This window comes from Faecalibacterium taiwanense (genome assembly GCF_036632915.2).
Taxonomy (GTDB): Bacteria; Bacillota; Clostridia; order Oscillospirales; family Ruminococcaceae; genus Faecalibacterium; species Faecalibacterium taiwanense.
Map to the genome: position 1 here is coordinate 113,014 of NZ_CP155552.1, position 19,725 is coordinate 132,738.

Here is a 19,725-nt window from a genome sequence, read left to right on the forward strand (position 1 = left end):
GTCAAGCCTCCTTCGGCTGTCTTTTCTTTTTTATAATGAGCGGGTCGGCCAGATACAAAAAGCCCGGCAGTGCCGAAAGCACGATGGCCAGTGACACCAGACTGCCCACGCCCAGAAAATTGCCCAGCTGGCCCAGCAGCTGGTTTGTGGAAATGGCTCCCATCAGGAAGCCCACCACCGCCATGGCGCTGCCGGTGGTGCTGACCGAGGTGGTCACGGCGGACACCGTGGCCGCAACGGCTTCTTTGCGGCCCAGCGTCTCGCGGAACTCCTGATAGCGGTCGGAGAAGAGGATGGCGTAATCCACCGTAGCACCCAGCTGCACCGAGCTGATGATGAGATAGGCAATGTAGAACACGTACTGGCCCCGGAAGTACGGGATGGCCAGATTGATCCAGATGGCGGTCTCGATGCTGAGCACCAGAATGATGGGCAAAAGCAGCTGCCGCTTCATGAGGAGCAGGATCAGGAATACTGCGCCGATGGCCAGCAGGTTCACCTTGACCATGTCGGCCGTGATGGTGTCCATCAGGTCATAGGTGCTCACGCCCTGACCGGCCAGATAATAATTGTCCGGGTAATATTGCTGCACCGTAGCGCGCACCCGCTCCACCAGCGCAAAGGCCCCATCGCCCTCGGTGTCGGCGTCCACCGTAAGCACCATGCGGGTGTAGCCGCCGGAGACCAGCAGCCCCAGCGTATCCCCGGGCACGAACTCCGGCGGAATGGACGCGCCTGCGTTGTCCACATAGGAAAGGATGCCGGTCACCTCCGGGATGGCGTGCAATGCATCCGAAAGCTTTTGCTGCGTGGCAGTGTCGCCCTCCGGCACCAGTACAACGTAGGTGTCGCTGCGGCCAAAGGTCTCCTCGATGGCGGCGGTGTCCGCACCCAGACGGGTGTTCTCGCCAAACATGTGGGCGGCACCGTAGTAATACTGGTTCGAGTTGGAGGCCAGATAGCTGGGCACCATCAGAATGACCAGCACCAGCGCCATGGGCAGCATGATGCGGGCCACAAAGCGGCCAAACTTGTCAAAGCTGGGCAGCAGTGGCCTGTGGCAGGTCTTATCCATCCACTGATACGCTGCCAGCGTGAGCGCGGGCATAAAGGTGAACACGGTGACAAGGCTCAGCACCACGCCCTTTGCCAGCGCAAGGCCCAGATCCGGGCCGATCTGGAACTGCATGAGCACCAGTGCCAGAAAACCGATGACGGTGGTCAGGCCGCTGGACAGGATGGAGCCGGTGGATCTGCACAGGGCATCCACCATGCACTCCTCCGGGCTGGCATCCGGGTTTTCAGCCCGGCACTCCGCAAAGCGGTGGATCAGGAACACCGAGTAGTCCAGCGACACCGCCAGCTGCAGGATGCTGCCCGCCGCATTCGTCACAAACGAGATGGTGCCGAAGATGAGGTTCGTGCCGTTGTTGAGCAGGATGGCCGCGCCAAGGCCCGTCAGCACCAGCAGCGGCTCCGCCCAGGAATCGGTGGTCAGGATCAGGATGAACAGCACATACACCACCGCGATGGCGGCGATCTTTGCCACCTCGGTCACGGTGGAGTTGGTGGCAACGGCAGTGGAGACCGCCGCGCCCTCCAGCGCGTTGCCCTCCCCGATCAGATCCCGCACGGCAGCCACGGCTTCCAGACGCTTCTCGTCCTCCACCGTCACGGTGAACAGGGCGCAGCCATCCTTATAATAGCTCTCCACCGTGGCGGTGTCCTGCATCTGCAAAGGCACTGTCACATCCAAACTGTCGTCCAGCCATGCAACGGAGGACACTCCATCGATGGCGGCAAGCTTTTCCTTGTACTCCAGCGCCTGCGGCACCGTCACATCCCGCACCATGACCCGCATGTTGGGGATGCCGCCGGTGAAAGCACCGTTCATCACCTCGATGGCGGTGGTGGAGGGGGATTCCGGCGGCAGATAGTCGTTGATATCGTAATCCACCTTTACCTGACGCACAGCGAACACGCTCAGCACAGCCGTCAGTGCAAACACCGCCAGCACCAGCCTGCGGCGGCGCACGATGGCGGTATAAAAACGTTTCATCAAAACAGGAGTTCTCCTTTCCGGATCCATAAAAAACTTTTATCATTCTAACAGGTTTGATAAACGTTGGAAAGAGACAGTTTATGAATTTTGACCCTCGAATGCCGATTTTTTGATTTTTCTGCCTTGACAACAAAAATAAATTCTGATATGCTCTTTTTCGGTTCATCGGAGGACCGTTTTCAACGTAATTTGAAACGGGCCGGATAAGATGCCGTGCAGACAGCGCCCCGCCGGAGGTTTCGTTGCCGTAGTGACGAAGCAGATCGAGGCCGGGCGTGCACTCACGGACATTTATCCGGCCCGTTTTTTGCACCTTGTGCAGAAAGGAGGACGCCATGTCCAAGCATCGGATCCAGCTTTCCGATCATTTTACCTATTCCCGCCTTTTGCGGTTCGTGCTGCCCTGCATCGGCACCATGCTGTTCACCTCCATCTACGGCATCGTGGACGGCCTGTGTGTCTCCAACTTTGTGGGCAAGACGGCCTTTGCGGCGGTCAACCTCATCATGCCGCTGCCCATGCTGCTGGGCACCATCGGCTTTATGCTGGGCACCGGCGGCAGCGCCATCGTGGGCATCACGCTGGGCGAGGGCGACCAGAAAAAGGCCGACCGCTATTTTACCCTGTTCCTTCTGGCGGCTCTGATCTCGGTCAGTGTGCTGGCCGTGCTGGGCATTGTGTTCCTGCGGCCCATTGCCGTGCTGCTGGGCGCAAAGGGGAGCTTTTGGACTATGCGGTGCGCTATGGACGCATCCTGATGGTGTCCCTGCCCACCTTTGCGCTGCAGAATATGTTCCAGAGCTTTTTCGTCACCGCCGAAAAGCCGCACCTCGGCTTCTGGTTCACCGTGGGCGCGGGCTGCACCAACATGGTGCTGGATGTGCTGATGGTGGGGATCTGGGGCTGGGGCGTGGAGGGCGCGGCCATTGCCACCTTTATCAGCCAGCTGGTGGGCGGCGTACTGCCGGTGTTCTACTTCATCGACCGCAGCAACTCCAGCCGCCTGCACCTGTGCAAGACCAGTTTTTACAGCAAAGTCCTGCGGGATGCCTGCATCAACGGCTCTTCCGAGCTGATGACCAACCTTTCCATGTCGCTGGTCAATATCCTGTACAACTACCAGCTGCTGCGTCTGGCCGGTGAGAACGGCGTGGCCGCCTACGGTGTCATCATGTACGCAGCCTTCCTGTTCGTGGCGGTGTTCGTGGGCTATGCCGTGGGCAGTGCACCCATCGTCAGCTTCCACTACGGTGCCCGCAACCACGCCGAGGTGCACAATCTCTACCGCAAGAGCCTGCGGCTCATCGCCGTGGTGGCTGTGACCCTGACGCTGGCTTCCATGTTCATCATCCCCTGTGTAGCGCGCATTTTCGTGGGCTACGATGCGGAATTGCTGGCCCTGACCAGCCGGGCCTTCCGGCTGTATGCGCTGAGCTTCCTCATCATGGGCTTCAATGTGTATGCGTCCTCCTTCTTCACGGCGCTGGGCGACGGCGTGACCAGCGCGCTGATCTCCTTTTGCGCACGCTGGCGTTTCAGGTGATCGCCATTCTCCTGCTGCCGCTGCTGCTGGGCATCGACGGCATCTGGCTGGCCGTCACCGCCGCCGAGCTGGCGGCTCTGGCCGTGAGCGCAGCCATGCTCCTCACCAAGGACAAGGTGTTCCATTACCGCAAGGTGTAAGCCGTTTATCTATATTCTTTCTATTAAACGCATAAACGCAGAAATTCGACAAATAAACGAATTTCTGCGTTTATTTTTGTCTATCATCTCCATTGAAGCCCGCATATGACCATATTATACTTAATCAAAATAATGTTTTTGTTCGCAAGGAGGTTTTATATGAAACGCAGAAAATTTCTGGTCTCGTTACTGCTGGCACTGCTTATGCTTCCGTTACACGTATTCGCTGAAGAGCCCCCACCTATGCATTTACTGATGCGGAAGTTCTTGCACGTGGACAGCTGTATTATTCTTCTCTAAACCAGTTTTTCAGCAATGTTGCAAATGATAACGGCAATGCCGCCGAAGTCACCTTGACCGGTGCCATTGGTTTTTGTGACACAGATTACTGGGTTCAAAGCGAGTTTGATGCAAGAGTTGCTCAGGGTACTACATATGGTCCTTGTCTTTATATCGAGTATGTTGTGACCGACCAGAACGGCCACAGTAAAACTGGCTATTCCTATGATTTGCTACCCGTTGGCGGACATTTCAACGAAGGTCTTGCCAAACTCAACTATACAACTGCTGTTAAAAACTTTTCGGGTGGTTCCGGCATCAGCATTTTAGGAAACAACTTTGTCAAAGACTCTCTCAATTACAAAGTTCGCATTGACCTTTCTGATTATGCCGCCAAAGGGTACTCCACTACTAAAACACAGGTCGACGCTGCCCGTGCGGCAAAAGTGGCTTCTATTGTGGAAACACCTGAGCGCTACTACGCCAACCTTGAAAAACTTTTAATGACATTTGATTCCAATACTCAGACAAACGAAGTTATCGTTTGCGTAAAGGGCATCTATACAGATGATGAACTTGCTTCTATCAGCTATACCGATGACAGTAAGATTCAGTACTGGCTGGACTACACTACCGTAAATCTCAACTTGAAACAGGTTCGTGTTAAGAAAGCCTACTCTGTACTTGGCTCTATTACTGTTATCGGCAATGCAAGTGAATATAATAAAATGGCTTTGATTGCAAACGGCAGAAATCCTTCTTACACTGAGATTGCACCCGGTATGTATCGCAATGCGGATGGCTGGACAGTTTTCCGTGTCAATCTGAGCGATTATACCGCCAAAGGCTATGTTTACTGAACTTTAATTTCTTCTAAAGATCCCCTGCTTTCTGCGAAACGGCGAAAAGCGGGGGATTTTTTTGGTGATTCTGGCTCTGCCGCTGGCAGCAAAATCGTGTTAGAATGGACACAGCTTCTTATTCACTGTTTTACGAGGGATCATTATGACATTGTTTTTGACCAGCAGCCCCAGCGGCTGCCCCTTTGAGCCGGGGCCGGATATTCCGGTGCTGGACACGCGCAACCACTTTGTGGCGAACCTGCGGGCCGTCTGGCCGGATCACGCCGTGCTGGGCCTTGCCATTGCGGCAGACCCCTATGCCTACGAGCAGAACGACGAGATGTGCCGGGTGTTTGCCCAGAGCTTTGCGAACGCCCACCTGCCCCTGACGGCGCTCATCCCTTGCGATGCCCGCAATGCCGAGGAGATCGGTTCTCTTCTGCCCCAAAGCGGCTTTGTGATGCTGTGCGGCGGGCACGTACCCACCCAGAACCACTTTTTTGCTCAGCTGGGCCTGCCGGGGCTGTTCCACAACTACCACGGCATCGTGCTGGGCGTGAGTGCCGGCAGCATGAACGCCGCCCACATCGTGTACGCCGCGCCCGAGGAACCGGGCGAAGCCGCCGACCCGCACTACTCCCGCTGGATGAACGGCCTTGGCCTGACCGAGACCCGCATCCTGCCCCACTACCAGTTCATCCGGGATCATGTGCTGGACGGGCAGAAGATGGAGGACATCGCCCTTGCCGACAGCAAAAAGCGGCATTTTCTCGCTTTGCCGGACGGCTCGTATATCCTGTGCGCCGACGGCAGCGAGGCGCTGTACGGCAGAGGCTGGTACTTTGCGGATGGGATGATGGAAGAGATCAACGAGGATGAGGATGTGCTGCCTTTACGGTAAAGCGCGACAAAAGCGGGGCTTCTACGGCAGCCTTGACGATTAAAATGGCCTCCGCTGCGCTCTGGCCATCATCAGTGGAATTATTATTTTTATTTGCAGTTCCGAAACGCCTGCGGGCGTTTCGGAACTGCTTTTTCACGAAAGGGCTTGTAACGTCAAGCGGGCAGCCCATCCACAGTGCCGCTGTTTCCGTAGGAAACAGGCGCTGCAGATGCCGTTTTCCCTTGCGGCCTCTCTGGTGAAAATGCGACACCGGGCAGCCTGCAGGCTGCCCGGTGTCGCTCAATTTAAAATCATTTTTCCGCTGAATATGCCCAAAGCAACGCGGCGGGCATTTTTGATCGTTCCACGTTCATTTCCGGCGCAGGCAGACATCATTGCGCATATAATGCGCACATCATTCCGCCGCAAGGCGGATAAAGGGCGCTATTGCGTTGGTGTCGCCGTGGCGGACGATGGAGTAGGTGATGTCGCAGTAGGGCTGGATGGCGGTACTCTTTTCCACGGTGGAGATGAGCAGCACCTGCAGCTGCAGGCGGCGGAACAGTTCCATCATGGGGCGGATGCGGTCGCTGGTCATCTTGCTGAAAGCTTCGTCCAGCAGCACAAGGCGGATGCTGTTCTCGCTCTTTTCGTAGATCTGCAGCAGGCTGGCGCAGATGGCCACATAGAAGGGGGCCTGATTCTCGCCGCCGGAGGAGTCGCGGCTGACGCGGGACAGATATGCCTGCTGGCCGGTGACCCGGTTCGTCACCTTGATGTCGTAGTCCAGATAGGTGCGGTAGTCCACATAGTCCGACAGGGTCACGCCGCCGGTGCGGCCCTCCTGCCGGGCGCGGGTGTTCTCGTCCACGTCCGCCATGATTTTTTCCATCAGCTCGTCCACCTGACGCTCATAAGCAGGGTCGGCGGTGGCGGCAAGGTTGTCCAGCGAGTCGCCCTCGGTCATCTGCTGGTTGCCCTTGTCCACGATGACCTGATAGAAGGCCGCCAGCTGCGGGTCACGGCTGGGCTCCAGCTCAAAGCGGTAGACCTCCTCGCCGTAGGTCAGCTGCTCCATCACCTTGTTCAGCTCCCGGAACTGCCGCCGGGCGTTGAAGATATCGTCCTTCATGCGGAACAGGATATCTTTGCGGAAGCGGTCCTTGCAGTCCCGCTGGGCCTGCTCCAGACGGGCGGCGTAGCGTTCCAGATCGATGCGCACAAGGCTCTCGTGCTGAGCGCGGTACTGATCCAGCCCCGCAAGGCCCAGCGGATAATCGCACACATAGTGCTCGTTGTAGGCCTTCTGGGCCGGTTCCAGCGTGCCGGTCAGATAGACGGCCAGCGCATCGTCCAGCTTGGCCTGCGCCTTTTCCGCAGCCTGTGCGGCGGCGCGGGGCTTATCTGCCGGGGCCAGCGCCAGCATCCGGGTGCGGGCCAGCGGCTCCACCAGCGGGTGCGCCGCAAAGAAGCTCCGGGCAGCATCGGCGCTCTGCTGGGCCGTTTCCCCTGCCTTTTTCTGCTCTGCTTCGCAGGAGGCGATCTGCTTTTGGCACACGCGGATGTCGCCGCCCGTCTGCTCCACGGCGGCGCGGGCAGTCTCCCACGCGGCTTCGCGGGCTTCTTCCTCCTTGTAAAGCTGCTGCAGCAGCGGGTTCTCGCGGCACTCGGTGAGCTTTGCTTCCTGTTCGGTCACAGCATTCTGTGCGGCAGTCAGTGCGGCGCGGGCATCCCACAGTGCAGCCAGCTCGTCCAGTGCCGTGCCCCGCAGCAGGGTCTGGTACTGGTTATAGGCGGCTTTCAGGTTCTGTTCTGTCTGGGCGGCAGCACGGGCGCTTTCCCCCAGAGCTTCCAGCTCGGCCGCCAGCGCCCCGGTGCGGGCGCGGCGTGCGTCCAGACCGATATACCGCTGGGGAGTGCGCAGCCGTTCCAGCCGGAAGGGATGGTGGCGCAGAAGGTCGCGGGTGGCGCTGTCGGGATGCTGTTCCAGCGTATCGGGGGTGTCGCAGCAGACGATGCGGCCCAGAATGGTCTGGGCATACTGTGCAGCCAGCGGGTTTTCGCTGCTCACCTGCGCGGCAAGGCTGTCCGGGCCGTACTTGTCGGCGCGGCGGTTGGCCTTGCGGATGCCCGGGGTGTCCAGCAGGCTGATGGGGCCTACCTTGTCCTTCAGAGCCACAAAGGCGCTTTTGGCGGCTTCGTAGTGGGCGGGCGGCACAAGGATATCAAAGCGGCGGTCGCCAAGGCAGGCTTCCACGCAGTCCTGCCAGCTTTCGTCCTCCACGTTCAACAGTTCACAGAAAATTTTCGCATCCGGCTGCATGCCCCGGCTCTTGAGTTCCGCATTCACGGCATCCCGCACCCGGGTGGCGGCATCGCCGTGGGGGTAGACCCACTTGCCGCCGGACACCGCGTCCAGCTCGGCGCGCTTCACGGCCTGATCCCGGTGCAGGGCGGCGGTGTTCTGGCGGGCAGCAAAATAGGCTTCCTCCAGCGGTTTTTCCTGCGCGGAGAGCCATGCGGTGAGCTGCGGCAGAGTGTCCGCCGTCAGCTCTTCGGCCTTGATGCCGGCAGCAAAGCCGCTGCGGCGCAGCACAGCCAGCAGGCTCTGGGTGCAGGCAAGGGCACTTTCTGCCTTTTCGGCTTTGCGTGCGGCGGTATCCAGCGCCGTTTTGCGGCGGGAAAGCTCCTCGGTCAGGGCGTCCAGTGCCCGGCCCTCGCCGCTGGCGCTGGCGGCACCGTGGGCGGAAAGATAGGCCCGGCGGGCTTCCGCTTCGGCATTTTTGGCCTCGGCATAGCGGGCGTTCAGCCCGTCCAGCTGGCGGCGGCCCGCATCCAGATGCTCCTGCCAGACGGTCTGTTCGCTGCCGTCGGCAGCGGCGCGGGCCAGCAGCGCCGCGCCCCGGTTCACAAGGGTCTGGGTCTGCTTTTCGGCAGCTTCGCGGCCAAAATTCACGATCTCTTCCAGCGCGTTGGCGCGGGTCTGGGCCTCGGCCAGCACGGCGTGCAGATTTTCCAGTTCCAGCCGGTCGCCCTGCAAAGCGTCCAGATCCAGCTCCGGCTGGGGCAGGATGTACTGGTACAAAAACTCCCGGAAGTTGGGGATCTCGTCCATGCTGGTGCCCATCTGGAACACCTCGTTGAACTTTTTGCCCAAGGGGCTGGAGGCGCGCCCGATGCCCAGCGCACGGCAGATGCGGTCCCGCGCTTCGCTGGGGCTGCGGGTGTAGGAGAGACGGCCCGTTGCGGGCTTGAAGTCCTCCTTTGCGCTGGGTGCACCGGTCTTGGGGTCGATGAAGGGCAGCTGTTCCAGCGTGCAGCCGTCCTCCGAAAGATACCATGTCTGATCGCCGGGGTGCAGCTCCTGCATGGGGCCTTCGGACTCCACCCGCACCGCGATGACGAAGGGGGTGCGCTTGACGCTGTCCCAGAACTCCGCCCCGATGTAGGCCACGGTATGGCCCGGGCGGCGGTAGGCGTTCTCGCCGCGCTGCTTTGCGTGCACCGAACCCTGCAGGGTGCGGCCGCTCTTTTTATTGCCCAGCGCATTGAAATTGCGGTTGGTGGTCAGGCAGTAGCGGATGGCATCCAGAATGGTGGTCTTGCCCACGGCGTTCACGCCGATCATATAGGTGAGCCGTGCGCAGTCGAAGGTGACATTTTCAAAGTTGTGCCAGTTGATAAGCTTCAGCCGTTTGAGTTCGATCATTCTTCACCCTCCCCTGCTTCTTCCGGTCGTTCATAAAGGCCAAGCTCTGTGCGGGTGCGGGCAGATTCTGCCGCTGCATCCGCAAGGTCGGCATCCGGCAGGGCCAGCAGCACGGTGGGAAATACCTCAATGCGGCTGTCCAGCCCGGAAAGCCGCCCCACAGGCCGCGCCAGATTGTACCGGCGCAGGGTGCGCATGAGGTTTTCCAGCGTTTTCTGGTCCAGACGGCGGGGCAGATTCATCTTCTGCAGTTCGGTCTGCACCTCTTCCACCGTCACCAGCACCTCGTCGGCATTGGCCGCAAGGCTCTCGCGCTTTTGCAGGTACAAAAGCCGCAATACCAAAAGCAGGATGCTCTCGTATTTCAGCAGCCGGGCCTGACTGCCCTCGTGGCCGTTGACCAAAGCCGCCGCCTGCAGGGGTGCCGGGTACAGCAATACAGAATAGCCCAGCGGGGCGAACACAGCGCGCACCTCGTCCAGATGGTCCTGCACATAAAGATATTTTGCCCGCTGATCCTCCACGCCGCCCAGCACGAAGCAGTGGTTCAGCAGGTAATTCGCGGTTTCTTCCAGCATGTTAATGGTTGCCATTTTCTTCCTCCCTGCGGCGGGTGAGGACAAAGTCCTCAAAGCGGAAACCGCCGCGCTCCACCCAATTGCCGGTGAGCTGAATGTCATAATCCCGGTGCGGCGACTGCGAGTAGGTGTGCAGGCCGATGATGCGGGCAAAATCGTTCGGGTATTCGTCTGCCAGAAGTGCCGCGTTCACCTGCGGGCGGGCGGCAAGGGCCTGCCGGGCCAGCAGGGCCACGTTCTCCTCGGTAACGGCAAGGCGGGCGTAATCCAGCAGCAATTGCTGCTCTTTTTTGAGCTGTTCCGGATCGAATACTTCGGTGCGCACCGGGGCCAGCGGCTCGGCGGTGCGCTGGGCAGCGGGCGGGTAGAGGAATTTTTCCCCGAACACTGCCGCCGGGTACAGATGCAGCCGCTTTGCCACCGGGCCGTCGTCCGGCTCAAACAGCTGCTCCGGGGTGCGGATGTCCTCGGCGTAGCGGCGCAGCAGGGCGGTGACGCTGCCCTGCGAAGAACGGTCGCTCAGCAGCAGGAACTGTGCCCGCTGCACAGCCCGCTTGCGGTAGCGGATGTGGCTTGCATCGATCTCGCGCATGAGCAGGCTCATCTCTTCCAGCGCGTCCCGCTGCTTCTGGATGAGTGCACGCACGGCAGGTGTCGCTTCGTTCGGGGCGCAGCGCTCCACCCGGGCATAATCAAAGGCCAGCTGCGGCAGGTAGTTCTCCTCGCAGTCGTCCAGCTCCTCTTCCAGATAGGCGCGGTAGTTGAACAGGTTGTCGCTGGTCTTGAAGCGGTGGTAGGCCGCCGCCACCACCTTTTCCTCGTACTGGTCGAACAGTTCCAGCACCTCCTGCGGGGTGCGGTTGCGGGTGAGCCGGTCGATATAGTGGCCGATGGAGGCGTTGAGCGCCCGGAGAGAGCGGTTCAGCGCGTCAAGATCTGCGTCCACCTCCCGCAGAACGTTCTCATAGGGGCTTTTTTCCTGCCCGATGCTGCCCAGCAGCTGCCATGCCTTGTACAGCTTGCCGGTATAGGTAACTACGCGGGGTTCAATATTTCTTCCAGCGCTTCCAGCAGCGGCGTTACCTCCGGCACAAAGGCAAGGGACGCTTCCCCCTCGTAGCTGCCGGGCTGCTCTTCCAGCCAGCCGGTGCGGCGCAGCCGCAGCAGAAAGCCCACGGCCAGCGTGTGAGGGTCGCGGGTGGGCTGCTCGTCTTCATCGCCCGCACCGTCGGCATCCAGCGCAAGGGGCTTTGCCAGTGCGGCAAAGTAATCCTCGGCACGCCAGACGGCCTCCGCACGGGAAATGCTGTAATCCGCCGTGTGGCGGCACTCCTCCCAGAGCAGAAGCAGCAATTCCGCATAAAAAGCCCGGTTCGGCCCCGCCAGCGGGCGGAACAGCCGCGGGGACACCAGTTCAAACAGCTGCATGGAAACGTCCTTTCCTGTTCACATCAGAATACGTTTTTATTGTACCACAAAACGACACGGTTTGACAGAGAAACCATTCAGAATTGCCGCCGGGAGGGGCGGGGCAGACTCCTTCCGTCAAACCCTGCGGGTTTGCCACCTCCCTCAGTGAGGGAGGCTCTGGCGAAACCGGAAGCTTTGCACCTGAGCCGGAAGCTTTGCCGATGCGAAAGGCTCCCTCTTTGAGGGGGCTGTCGCCGCAGGCGACTGGGGGAGTTTGCCCTAAACGCAAAAAAGCCCCGGGGAGCGGGGTGCTCCTCGGGGCAATAGTTTAATTGTAATCCGCTTACTTGCTCAGTTTATAGCCAATTGCAACATAGGTCTTTCCGCCAACGGTCTTAGTGCCAACACCCAAACCAGTAACTTCGATTTTCGTGTTATTATTTTTACCAGCTTCGATTACGAAATCTGTTACAATCTTCATCAACTCAACCATATCAGAATTAACCGTAATCGTTCCTGCCGTTGTTTCTTCATAGTAAACAGCCGTATACACTTGAGCGTTCTGCTTCGCATTCTCAGCACAAACAACTGCACCTACGTAGTTTTTCTCGGTTTTTTCTCTGCAGTAATAGCAGTCAATGCAATCTTGCCGTCTGCAATTTTGTTCAGTGCTTCTGTTGCCAGTTCCTTGACTTCACTGTTATTGGACCATTCTGTGCCGTATTCCTTGTTCAGTGCAGCCATATATACATCCTGAACTTTCTTCTCGAACTCACTTTCACCAGGGCCACCAGCGCCACCGCCGCAGGCGGTGAGCATTGCCAGAACCATCACGCCGGCCAGAAGGGCGGCTGCGAAACGCTTGAACATTTTCATTGTAATGTTCCTCCTGTTTTCAAATTCTGACGGTTTGGGCGACCCCAAATCGCTTTACCCGTCTGAATTTATTTTATCCATACCCCCCCCCCGCATGTCAACAGGCATATCGCCCAAATTCCGCAGTTCTTTTTGGCAATTGTCCCTAAACGCAAAAAAGCCCCGGAGCAGGACGAACTCCTTCCGTCAAACCCTGCGGGTTTGCCACCTCCCTCAGCGAGGGAGGCAACCCTCTCAGTCATCGCTGCGCGATGCCAGCTCCCCGAGAGGGGGAGCTTATTTGCTGCAAACCGTCAGATGCCTAAAAGCTCCCCCCTTTTGGGGAGCTGGCACGCCGTAAGGCGTGACTGAGAGGGTTCAAACGCAAAAAAGCCCCGAAGGGCGGCCTTGCAGCCACGCTCCGGGGAAAGGGTGATAGATTTTTACTTGTAGTAGTTCTTAATGCGGATGGTGATGCCAATGTAGTTCTGCTCGTTATCGCTCTTGACCACCACGCCTATATTCGACCAGATGCCATCCTGACTCACGTTGCCGCTGACATCCGTTTTAACATACTGCGAGATATAAGTCAGAACCGTGCTCAGGAACGTATCCTCATAGTTGTGCCGGGCAGTAATGGTGACAGCCAGATCATTTCCTACTCGATTCTGATAGAACCTGTACGCTCCTGCATAGCCGAAAACTTTATACTGGAGCGACTCATCCAGTCTCTTTTCAGCCACTGCGCGGAGCTCTGCGTCACTGGCCACCGAAATGCCCTTCTCCTTACCGATCTGCTCCATCACTTTCTGCTCTTCGGCTTTGTTGGTGGAGCTGCCGCCACCACCGCCGCAGGCCGTCAGCAGGGCCAGAGCCATCACACCCACCAGAAGCAGGGCAGCAAATTTCTTCAGCTTTTTCATTGTAAAGCGCCTCCTGTCATTTCAAGATTTTGTTGATTTGTCTCATTTCAGTGCTGTTTTTTCGCACTACAGAACGGGTGTCGTTCTGGCCTGATTATATCCGACAGCAGTTGGTTTTGTCAATCGAGAAGATGCATAAAGTTTCCGAAACATTTTCGTTCAAAATCAATGAAACAGCGACTTTTTTGTTGCAGTATTGAGATACACTGTCCTTATTTCGCAAAGGTTCTTTACCGTGCTGGAAAATCTTCTTCCAGCCGGAAGCTCCATGCTGTTTTTTTCCGGGGCACAGTCCTTCCCGGTTTGAACAGATGTTGTGTTCCGATCCATCTTGATCCATCTTTCAGAATCCTTTCAAAAAATTACGATTTTACACAATTCTACCATTTTTGCATGGTAAAATAAGGTCGTAGAAAAAACAAAGGATGTGGCTCAATATGCAACACTGTCCCGCCCGCGCGGCACAGCGGCTGGCGGCGGCAGTTCTGGCGCTGTGCCTTGTGCTGGCTCTGGCCGTTCCCCACGCACACGCAGCTGCCCTGCAGGAAACGCACGGCATCCGGATGCTGGACTTCAGCACCAGCCAGATCCTTTCCATCGGCAACCAGACCTCCGGCAAATGCAGCTGGTACGCCTTGCGCTATGCACGCACCATTCTGGATGGAAAGGTTTCCTCCGGCAGCGGCATGTGGTCAAACGGTGCGGTCTGGTCGGCAGGCGGCTACTACGGTTATTCCGGCAGCCTGTCCGAGTGCCTGCAGAAGCTTTACACCGAGCTTTCCGCCGGGAAGCCGGTGATCGTGCATCTGAAAAACACTGCGGTGAGCGGTGTAAAACGGCACACGAACCGCACCTCCAGCTATGAATACCACCTGACCAGTTCCGGCTGGAACGAGGTGAACTACCCCCATATCGCCACCAGCGCCGCCTATGGCCACTGGGTCTGCGTGGTGGGCATCCGCCCGGATGCAGACCCCGCGAACCTGAAGGAGAGCGATTTCTACGCGCTGGACCCGGCCCGTGTTTCCGCAAACGGCACTCTGGCTGTGACCCGGCTGCTGGACGGCACCATCTGGACAGACAATTCCCCGCTGAAAACAGCAGGTTGATAAATTTAGAAAGAGCAAAAAAGCTGACGCTTTCGCGTCAGCTTTTTTGTTTGCAGTTCAGATCAATACCCTTTTACCGAGAAGCCCCGCTCCCATGGGTCGGGCGGCAGATCCTTCTGGCGGATGCCGGTGATCTGGATATAATCGCTTTTCTGGATCATGGCGAACAGCCGCAGGAACTTTTCCGGGTCGCCCTGCACTTCCAGCGTCACGCTGCCGTCGTCCTCGTTCTCCACCCAGCCGGTCAGTTCCAGCGTCTGGGCCGCATAGCGGGCGCGGTAGCGGAAGCCCACCCCCTGCACCTGCCCTTCGATGGAATAGCGGCGGCGCACCGTGCCTTCCGGCAGGGCGGGCGGCGTGGCATCCTGTGCTTTTTTATGCAGAAAATCAAACATCTTACAGCTCCTGATAGGCGGTCATCAGCGCCGGGATGAACTGCTTTTTGCGGCTCACCACACCGGGCAGGGTAAAGCTGCCGTCCTCGGCAGGCTGGGTCTCAAAGCCGTCCGAGAGCACCTCGGAAGCATAGCGGCCATCGCTGATGACCACGCTCTCTTCCTTGGGCACGTCGGTGAGCAGCATGTAGATATCCTCCACGTTCTGCTTGTTGCGGGCTTCTTCCAGATAGGGCTGCAGCAGCGCTTCGGCGGCAAGCAGGTTCTTGCGGGTCATGTAGCTGCCCTGTGCCACGCCAAAGCGGATATCGCCGCACATGAACACCTTGAAGTCCTGCAGGAACACCTCCTCGGCGGTCTTGCCGTCCAGCTTTTCGCCTGCTTCAAACATCTCGCTGGCAAACTCGTCAATGTCCACACCGGCAATTTTTGCCAGACGCTTTGCAAGGGCCTCATCCAGCGGGGTGCAGGTGGGGCTGCGGAACACCAGCGTATCCGAAAGGATGGCCGCCAGCAGAAGGCCTGCGATCTGCGGCGGGATCTCCATACCGTTCTCGTCGTACATCTGGGTGATGATGGTGGCAGTGCAGCCCACCGGCTGGTTGCGGAAGTACACCGGGCCGCTGGTCTCCAGACTGCCGATGCGGTGGTGATCGATGATCTCCAGAATTTCGGCCTGATCGAAGCCCTCCACGGCCTGGGTGGCCTCGTTGTGGTCCACCAGGATGATGCGGCGTTTTTGCAGATTGATGATGTTGCGGCGGCTGACCATGCCGCAGTATTTGCCGTCCTCGTCGAGGATGGGGAAATAGCGGTGGCGCACCTTGGCCATCACACGGGTGACATCTGCCACCGGGGTGACGAGGGTGAACTTCATGATGTCGCTGCGGGTCATATAGTAGGAGATGGGAGCGCACTGGCTGATCAGCTTACCGGCGGCATAGGTGTCCACCGGGGCCGACATGATGGCCACGCCCATTTCCTCGGCAATGCGCTGGATGGTGCGGCCCACCTTGGAGCCGTTGCAGATGATGAGCAGCGACGCTTCTTTTTCAATGGCGCACAGCTGGCTTTCGTAGCGGTTGGTCAGGATGACGATGTCGCCTTTTTCCACGGTATTTTCCAGCATTTCGGGCGTGGCGGTGCCGATGCGGATGTGGCCGGTGGTGCACACGTCGTCCTCGCGGCCCACCACCATGGTGCCGCCCAGCGTTTCCAAAATATTGCGGTAGGTGGTCTGGCTCTTGGCCAGGATGCCGGTGTCGAACACGTCCATGTTGGCGGTGGCGATATCCTTCACGGTGATCACGCCCTCCAGCTCGTTGTCCGGGCTGGTGACCGGCAGGGTGTCGATCTGCTTGTCACGCATGATCTCCCATGCCTTGCGCAGGCTGGTGGAGCCGGGGATGCCGGGCATCTCGCGGTAGTCCACATCGCGGATCTTCGGGTTCACGTCCGTGCACATGCGCGGGGGCTTTACCCCGAACTTTTTGAGCACGAACTCGGTCTCCTGATTCATTTTGCCTGCACGGCGGGGCTCACAGACCAGATCACTGGTCTTGTTTTTCAGCTCTGCATAGGCAATGGCCGAGCAGATGGAATCGGTATCCGGGTTGCGGTGGCCGATCACGACCACCTTATGGGCTGCTTTTGGCATATTGTTCCCCCTTTGGGTTCTGATTTACCTTTTATTTCTTATCTCATTTACCACAGTGCACTCCCCGCTCCTGCAAAGCACAGTGCACCTCAGGTTTATTTTATCACAATTGCCTGCACGGGTAAAGTGGAACAAACACGCTGCGGCGCGGCTTTTCCGCCTGCCGCATTCCTTGACAGACCCTGCAAAAAACGGTAAGCTTTACCTGAAAAAAACACAAATGGAGGCATCTATGAAAAAACAGTTTTTCCGCATCCTCTCCTGCTGCGTGCTGCTGGCCTGCCTGTGCGCCCTGCCCGCCTACGCACAGGAACCCAAGGCCGCACAGCCCGCCTCAAAAGAGGATAAGGTGGTAACAGACGTCACCGGTTCTGCCGACCTGATGCGCAATGTCGTTGGCTTTACCACCAACTTTGGCGGGCCGTACCACTTTGCGCAGGCAGACCACAAGTCCCCTGCGCAGGCCTACGGTGATGCCCCTGCCGAGGGAGCCGTTGCGGTGCTGCGGCTTTTTGCCCGCGCTGATGACCACGGCGATGTTCCCCTCAACACCAGCGGACACAGCTTCCTCACCATCACCAATGTCTCGGAGCAGGATATCAATGTGGGCGGACTGCTCATTGCGCCGGATACGTCCATCACCGTAAGCACCCGCGGCAACCGCTGCGAGCATTCCGGCATCTGGTACAATCTGGAGGGCTACTACAAATATTACCTGAACGCTTCTTACTATCAGAATCTTTACGGCATTCAGGTCTCACTGGACCAGAGCCAGCTAGACACTGTAAATCAGGCGTTGGCCAACGCAGACCACTGGTCGGCCATTTACAACTGCACCTCGTTCTCTGCGGGCCTCTGGAATGCCGTGTGCTCCGATACGCTCTGCGCCGGTGTGCCCGAGACCCCGGCCGACCTGAAAGCGGACATGCTGAGGAAGTACCCAGACAAGACGGTGTTCGGGCCGACCGTCCCGTATGATTATATCGTATATTACGGCACCAGCCTGACCCCCAGTCAGGAATTTTCCTGACAGAAGATTTTCTCTTGTAATTCTGCGCGTTCTGCTGTATGATATAGGTCATGTATCCAAGTGTATCTTGTCACCGTCACGGAGGAACCTATGACAGCAACCAAAACGCCCGCGTTCCATAAGCCGCCGCTGTTCACCCGGCAGCAGCTCATTGCCCTGCTGCTGCCGCTGATCGCAGAGCAGGCGCTCAGCGTGACCATCGGTCTGGCCGACACGCTGATGGTCTCCTCGGTGGGGGAAGCCGCTGTTTCCGGCGTGAGCCTTGTGGACAGCTTCAACACCCTGATGATCCAGATCATGAGCGCCCTTGCCACCGGCGGCGCGGTGGTCACCAGCCAGTACATCGGCCGGCAGGAGCCAAAGGATGCCAAGAATGCAGCGGCGCAGATCCTGTTCATCCTGTCCAGCTTCAGCCTGCTGGTGGCCGCCGTTGTGGTGGCGGGCCGCCATGCCATCCTGCGCGGCATCTTCGGCTCCATCGACGTGGACGTGATGCGCTATGCCGAGACCTACTTCCTGCTCTCGGCCCTGAGCTACCCGTTCATCGGCCTGTACAACGCCGGTGCGGCCCTGTTCCGGGCGCAGGGCAACAGCAAGATCAGCATGATGTCCAGCCTTGTAATGAATGTGGTGAACATTGGCGGCAACGCCGTGCTGATCTACGGCTTCAAAATGGGCGTGATGGGTGCCGCACTGGCCAGCCTTGTGTCCCGCGCCATTGCCTGCGTGGCTGTGCTGTACCTGCTGCAGCGGCCCGCCTGCCCGCTGCGGGTGGACGGCCTGCAGGCCCTTGCCCCGAAGGCACGGCTCATCCAGCAGATCCTGCGGGTGGGCATCCCTGCCGGTATTGAAAACGGCATGTTCCAGATCGGCAAGCTGTCCGTTTCCAGCCTGACCTCCACTCTGGGCACCGCCGCCATTGCGGCCAACGCCGTGGCAAACACCACCACCACCTTTTTGAACATCCCGGCCAACGCCGTGGGCATGGCTGCGCTGACCGTGGTGGGCCAGTGCCTTGGCGCAGGCGAAAAAGATCAGGCCGTGTATTACTCCCGCCGCCTGATGCTGTTTGCCTACTGCGGCGCATGGTTCATGAACCTTTCGGCCTTCCTGTTTGCCAACAAATTTGCACTGGGCCTGTTCAACCTCTCGCCGGAAGCCTACGCCATGGCGCTGGAAGTGATGGTGTGGTTCAACATCGTTTCGCTGTTCATCTGGCCTTCCAGCTTTACCATGCCCAACATCCTGCGTGCGGCAGGCGATGCCCGCTTTACCATGACCGTGAGCATCGTGTCCATGTGGGCCTTCCGGGTGGGCTTCTGCTACCTGTGTGTGCTGGCCTTCCACGGCGGCCTGCTGGCCATCTGGATGGGCATGTATCTGGACTGGGCGTTCCGCTCCCTGTGCTTCTTTGTACGCTTCGTGCGCGGCAAGTGGCTGGAACAGCAGGTCATCTGAATCTTTCCTCTGCATTTTATAAGAGCCTGCCGCGAAGGCAGGCTCTTTTTTACGCAATACGCACAAATAATTTATCTGTTTTTCAGCAATGTTGTCTGCTTTCATTCTTGTTTTTGTCACATTCCCGGCGTATAATTTCACAGTGCTAAGAGCTTTCACTTCTGCAAAAAGGAGGCTTTTTCAATGAAACGCAGTTGGTTTTCGCGCCATCCGCTTTGCTTCATGGCGCTGTATCTCATACTTTATCTTTCCGCATTCAATTTCCTGAACACCCAGATCCATATGCCGCACATCCTCGTGCACTGCCGGCTGGACGATCTGATTCCCTTCTGCAAATATGCGGTCATCCCCTATTTTGCATGGTTTCTATGGATCCCGTTCACCCTGTTCTTCCTTCTGTGGAAGGCACCCCGGGAGGACTTCTGGCGGCTGTGTATGCCGCTGTTCAGCGGTATGACCATTGCGCTGGCCTGCTACGTGATCCTGCCCACCGGGCTGAATCTGCGCCCCTGCTATGTGCCGGGCACAGACATCTTCGCCCGTGCGGTGCGGTTCCTGTACAGCACCGACACACCCATCAATGTCTGCCCGTCCATCCATGTGTTCAACTCGGTCACGCTGATGCTGGCCTATCACCGCTGCCGCATCTTTGAGCAGCCCCGGTTCCGCTGGATGCGCCCGGCCGCTGATGTGCTGTGCATCTCCATTGTATGCTCCACCATGCTGCTCAAGCAGCACAGCTGCATCGATGCAGCGCTGGGCGCTTTGCTGGCGCTGGCACTGGATACCGCGTTCAGCCGTATGATGGACACCAACGATCTGCCGCAGATGCGCCGCATCTGAATCTTTATA

General features: G+C 58.3%; 14 protein-coding genes and 2 pseudogenes. 7 read left to right on the forward strand and 9 right to left on the reverse strand.

What is annotated here, in order from left to right; all coding sequences use genetic code 11:
- Position 1: 1 nt before the first annotated feature.
- The gene (locus PXT33_RS00525) at positions 2 to 2,059 is read right to left on the reverse strand and encodes an MMPL family transporter (RefSeq protein ID WP_332375741.1); all 2,058 of its coding nucleotides are present in this window, start codon (positions 2,057 to 2,059) and stop codon (positions 2 to 4) included.
- Positions 2,060 to 2,397: 338 nt separating this feature from the next.
- Here PXT33_RS00525 and PXT33_RS00530 point away from each other — a divergent pair.
- From PXT33_RS00530 to PXT33_RS00540, 3 genes and pseudogenes are all read left to right on the forward strand, one after another.
- Positions 2,398 to 3,745, forward strand: a pseudogene (locus PXT33_RS00530) (MATE family efflux transporter).
- 353 nt (positions 3,746 to 4,098) lie between these two features.
- Positions 4,099 to 4,884, forward strand: a complete 786-nt coding sequence (locus PXT33_RS00535; protein WP_332375743.1) for a hypothetical protein — start codon at positions 4,099 to 4,101, stop codon at positions 4,882 to 4,884.
- 145 nt (positions 4,885 to 5,029) lie between these two features.
- Positions 5,030 to 5,767: a Type 1 glutamine amidotransferase-like domain-containing protein gene (locus PXT33_RS00540; protein WP_097781039.1), complete on the forward strand. Its 738-nt coding sequence runs from the start codon at positions 5,030 to 5,032 to the stop codon at positions 5,765 to 5,767.
- Between the two features lie 397 nt (positions 5,768 to 6,164).
- Here PXT33_RS00540 and PXT33_RS00545 read toward each other — a convergent pair whose 3' ends face one another.
- The 6 genes and pseudogenes from PXT33_RS00545 to PXT33_RS00575 form a co-directional block, all read right to left on the reverse strand.
- The gene (locus tag PXT33_RS00545; RefSeq protein WP_332375744.1) at positions 6,165 to 9,458 is read right to left on the reverse strand and encodes an SbcC/MukB-like Walker B domain-containing protein; all 3,294 of its coding nucleotides are present in this window, start codon (positions 9,456 to 9,458) and stop codon (positions 6,165 to 6,167) included.
- A complete protein-coding gene (locus tag PXT33_RS00550; protein ID WP_005937508.1) occupies positions 9,455 to 10,051 on the reverse strand; it encodes a DUF4194 domain-containing protein in 597 nt (198 codons plus the stop codon). Before PXT33_RS00550 ends, PXT33_RS00545 begins: the two co-directional genes overlap by 4 nt.
- A pseudogene (locus PXT33_RS00555) lies at positions 10,038 to 11,464 on the reverse strand (Wadjet anti-phage system protein JetA family protein). The gene PXT33_RS00550 and the pseudogene PXT33_RS00555 overlap by 14 nt, the downstream one beginning before the upstream one ends.
- 325 nt (positions 11,465 to 11,789) lie before the next feature.
- Positions 11,790 to 11,999 carry a hypothetical protein gene (locus PXT33_RS00565; RefSeq protein WP_347070422.1) on the reverse strand — a complete coding sequence of 70 codons (210 nt, stop codon included), beginning with the start codon at positions 11,997 to 11,999 and terminating at the stop codon, positions 11,790 to 11,792.
- A 41-nt stretch (positions 12,000 to 12,040) separates the two neighbouring features.
- Positions 12,041 to 12,322 carry a hypothetical protein gene (locus tag PXT33_RS00570; protein WP_347070423.1) on the reverse strand — a complete coding sequence of 94 codons (282 nt, stop codon included), beginning with the start codon at positions 12,320 to 12,322 and terminating at the stop codon, positions 12,041 to 12,043.
- Positions 12,323 to 12,744: 422 nt separating this feature from the next.
- Positions 12,745 to 13,224 carry a hypothetical protein gene (locus PXT33_RS00575; RefSeq protein WP_118529215.1) on the reverse strand — a complete coding sequence of 160 codons (480 nt, stop codon included), beginning with the start codon at positions 13,222 to 13,224 and terminating at the stop codon, positions 12,745 to 12,747.
- Between the two features lie 437 nt (positions 13,225 to 13,661).
- Here PXT33_RS00575 and PXT33_RS00580 point away from each other — a divergent pair, with 437 nt between their 5' ends.
- Entirely contained in the window at positions 13,662 to 14,333 is a 672-nt protein-coding gene (locus tag PXT33_RS00580) for a hypothetical protein (protein WP_332375746.1), read from the forward strand.
- Positions 14,334 to 14,395: 62 nt separating this feature from the next.
- Here PXT33_RS00580 and PXT33_RS00585 read toward each other — a convergent pair whose 3' ends face one another.
- Positions 14,396 to 14,728, reverse strand: a complete 333-nt coding sequence (locus PXT33_RS00585) for an acylphosphatase (protein WP_097774075.1) — start codon at positions 14,726 to 14,728, stop codon at positions 14,396 to 14,398.
- A 1-nt stretch (position 14,729) separates the two neighbouring features.
- Positions 14,730 to 16,385, reverse strand: coding sequence for a putative manganese-dependent inorganic diphosphatase (locus tag PXT33_RS00590; RefSeq protein WP_097774076.1), 1,656 nt, complete (start codon positions 16,383 to 16,385; stop codon positions 14,730 to 14,732).
- Positions 16,386 to 16,617: 232 nt separating this feature from the next.
- On the opposite strand from PXT33_RS00590, the gene PXT33_RS00595 reads away from it, so the two are divergent.
- From PXT33_RS00595 to PXT33_RS00605, 3 genes are all read left to right on the forward strand, one after another.
- Positions 16,618 to 17,415 carry a hypothetical protein gene (locus PXT33_RS00595; protein ID WP_332375747.1) on the forward strand — a complete coding sequence of 266 codons (798 nt, stop codon included), beginning with the start codon at positions 16,618 to 16,620 and terminating at the stop codon, positions 17,413 to 17,415.
- 90 nt (positions 17,416 to 17,505) lie between these two features.
- Positions 17,506 to 18,873 carry an MATE family efflux transporter gene (locus tag PXT33_RS00600; protein ID WP_005937406.1) on the forward strand — a complete coding sequence of 456 codons (1,368 nt, stop codon included), beginning with the start codon at positions 17,506 to 17,508 and terminating at the stop codon, positions 18,871 to 18,873.
- 183 nt (positions 18,874 to 19,056) lie between these two features.
- Positions 19,057 to 19,716 carry a phosphatase PAP2 family protein gene (locus PXT33_RS00605; protein ID WP_207698890.1) on the forward strand — a complete coding sequence of 220 codons (660 nt, stop codon included), beginning with the start codon at positions 19,057 to 19,059 and terminating at the stop codon, positions 19,714 to 19,716.
- The last annotated feature ends 9 nt before the right edge of the window (positions 19,717 to 19,725 follow it).